Origin of the sequence: Streptomyces rhizosphaerihabitans (assembly GCF_025399795.1) — a bacterium.
Classification (GTDB): domain Bacteria; phylum Actinomycetota; class Actinomycetes; order Streptomycetales; family Streptomycetaceae; genus Streptomyces; species Streptomyces rhizosphaerihabitans.
In genome coordinates this window covers 1-2,146 of the sequence record NZ_JAODTZ010000140.1, presented here as the reverse complement: position 1 = coordinate 2,146, position 2,146 = coordinate 1, and the positions used below count along the sequence as shown (strand labels likewise).

2 protein-coding genes are annotated in these 2,146 nt (G+C 72.5%); one reads left to right on the top strand and one right to left on the bottom strand.

What is annotated here, in order from left to right:
* Positions 1-266: 266 nt before the first annotated feature.
* Positions 267-674: a hypothetical protein gene (locus tag N4G66_RS45045; RefSeq protein ID WP_261710132.1), complete on the bottom strand. Its 408-nt coding sequence runs from the start codon at positions 672-674 to the stop codon at positions 267-269.
* A gap of 409 nt (positions 675-1,083) precedes the next feature.
* On the opposite strand from N4G66_RS45045, the gene N4G66_RS45040 reads away from it, so the two are divergent.
* Positions 1,084-2,146 (top strand): aminotransferase class V-fold PLP-dependent enzyme (locus tag N4G66_RS45040; protein WP_261710133.1); only part of this gene is annotated, 1,063 nt, incomplete at its 3' end.

Sequence of the window (2,146 nt, the reverse complement as noted above, 5' to 3'; positions counted from 1 at the left end):
CGCAGCAGGCTCTTGCCGCCGCCGCAGCCGCAGCCGGCGGCACCCTCGATCAGGGCCGCCGGGAACGTCCCGCCGTGCGGGCGGTAAGGCCGTCTCCGGAAGCCGCGGTTGCCGGTGCTCTGTCCGCGCGGCGCGTGGGAGCCGGGGGAGCGGGGCGAGGGAGAGGGGGGGGCAAAGGCGCGACCGCCCCGTAAAACGCCGAAGCCCCCGCTGGGCACGCTGCCTGCGGGGGCGTCACGGGGCGGGCACGGATGCCCGGGCATGGATCAGACGGAGGCGCTGGCGGGCCAGTCGATGTTGGCGCTCGCGGTGACGGCAGTGGTGGCGGGCCAGTCGATGTTGGCGCTCGCGGTGACGGCAGTGGCGGCGGGCCAGTCGATGTTCGCGCTCGCCTGGGTGACGGTGGTGGCGGGCCAGTCGATGTTGGCGCTCGCGGTGACGGCAGTGGCGGCCGGCCAGTCGATGTTCGCGCTCGCCTGGGTGACGGTGGCGGCGGGCCAGTCGATGTTCGCGCTGGCGGTGGTGGCGGCCGGCCAGTCGATGGAGTCCGTCGCGGAGACCGTCTTCGGCGCCGTCGGCCAGTCGATCGCGTCCGCGGTGGTGGCGGCACCGGCGGTGGTGAACGCGGCGGCGACGACGGCGGCGACGGTGGCGATCCGGGCGATGCGGTTCATGGCGGGCTCCTCGGTGTCAATTTCGTGTTCGTTGCTTGGCAACCTCTTGCCAAGAAGGTTGGCAAACCGGTCTCGGGAATCGCTGGGGAATTGGTCGAATTACACTCAAGACGGGCGCCTGACACGCCTTCAGGGCCCGGCAGGCTCCACTGACCTGCCCGGGTGAACCGCCTGTGAGCTGCCGAAACGCCGATCCTTGGCAGAAGCCGGGAGCCTCTGGCAACACTGGGCAAACCCTGGGAAAGAAAGCCAGGCGCAGCCGAGTCCGCGGCCGGCGGGCCCCGTCGACTTGAGCGCCGCCTGAGCCGGTGTTGCCAACTCCCCATCCCTGACGGCAATGTATTGCCAAGCATCAGGCAATGTATTGCCTTCAGTTGTGTGACGGGGGGAGGCCCCGGAAGTGAACGCGATGTCCCACGGTGACCGATGGGTCCATCTGAACTCGGCCGGTCTTGGCCGCATGCCCGCTGCCGTACGCGAGCTCCTCACCGAATGGACGCGCTTCGAGGACCGGTACGGGCCCTACGAGCTGGAGGAACGCCTCGACGACGTGCTGCACCGGGAGATCCACGAGCGACTGGCAGCCCTGCTCGGCGCGCCGCCGGGCGACACCGTGCTGTGCACCGGGGCCGCCGACGCGTTCGCCGCCGTCCTGTCCCGGCTCCCGCTCGGCCCGCGCGACCGCGTCTGGACCACCGCCTACGAGTCGGCCGCCAACCTCGGCGCCCTCCACGCGCTGCGCGCCCGCACCGGCTGCCGGCTGGACGTCGTACCGCTGCGCCCCGACGGCGACCTCGACCTGGAGTGGATGGAACGGCACATCGGCGCCGACGTCGCCCTCGTCTGCGTCCCCTACGTTCCCTCGGGCTGCGGCATCGTCAACCCCGTCGAGGAGGTGGGGCGCATCCTGGCCCCGCACCGGTGCCTGTACGCCGTCGACGCCTCCTACGCCGTGGGGCAGCTCTCCGTGGACGTCGCCCGGGTGGGCTGCGACCTGCTCACCGGGGACGGCTGGAGGTTCCTGCGCGGCCCGCAGTCGGCCGGATTCGCCTGTGCGGCACCGCGGTTGCGCCAGGCCCTGGCCCCGCACGGCGGCCTGTCGCTCGTACCGCCGCACGGCGCCGCCGCCGTCGCGCTGAACGCGGCCCTGGCCCGGCACGCGGCCCTGCCCCCGCGAAAGGACCTCGGTCCCGGCCTGCGGGCCGCCGTCGAGGAAACGTCCGGCACCGAACTGATCGCCCCCGGGCGCCTGCAGAGCGGCATCGTCACCTTCCGGCACGAGGAACTGCCGGCCGCCCAGGTGCGCCGCCGCCTCGCGGACCGCGGAGTCCTCGTATGGAAGACGGTCGCCCACCAGATCCCGCTGTACCTGCCCGGGCGCGGTGTCGTCACGGCCGTACGCGCATCCGTCCACCACGACAACTCGGCCGAGGACATCGAACTGTTCGCCGCCGCACTGGGGGACGCCGTGG

Coding starts and splice junctions, on each gene's coding strand:
- N4G66_RS45045 (WP_261710132.1), bottom strand. CDS start 674: ATGAACCGCATCGCCCGGATCGCCACCGTCGCCGCCGTCGTCGCCGCC.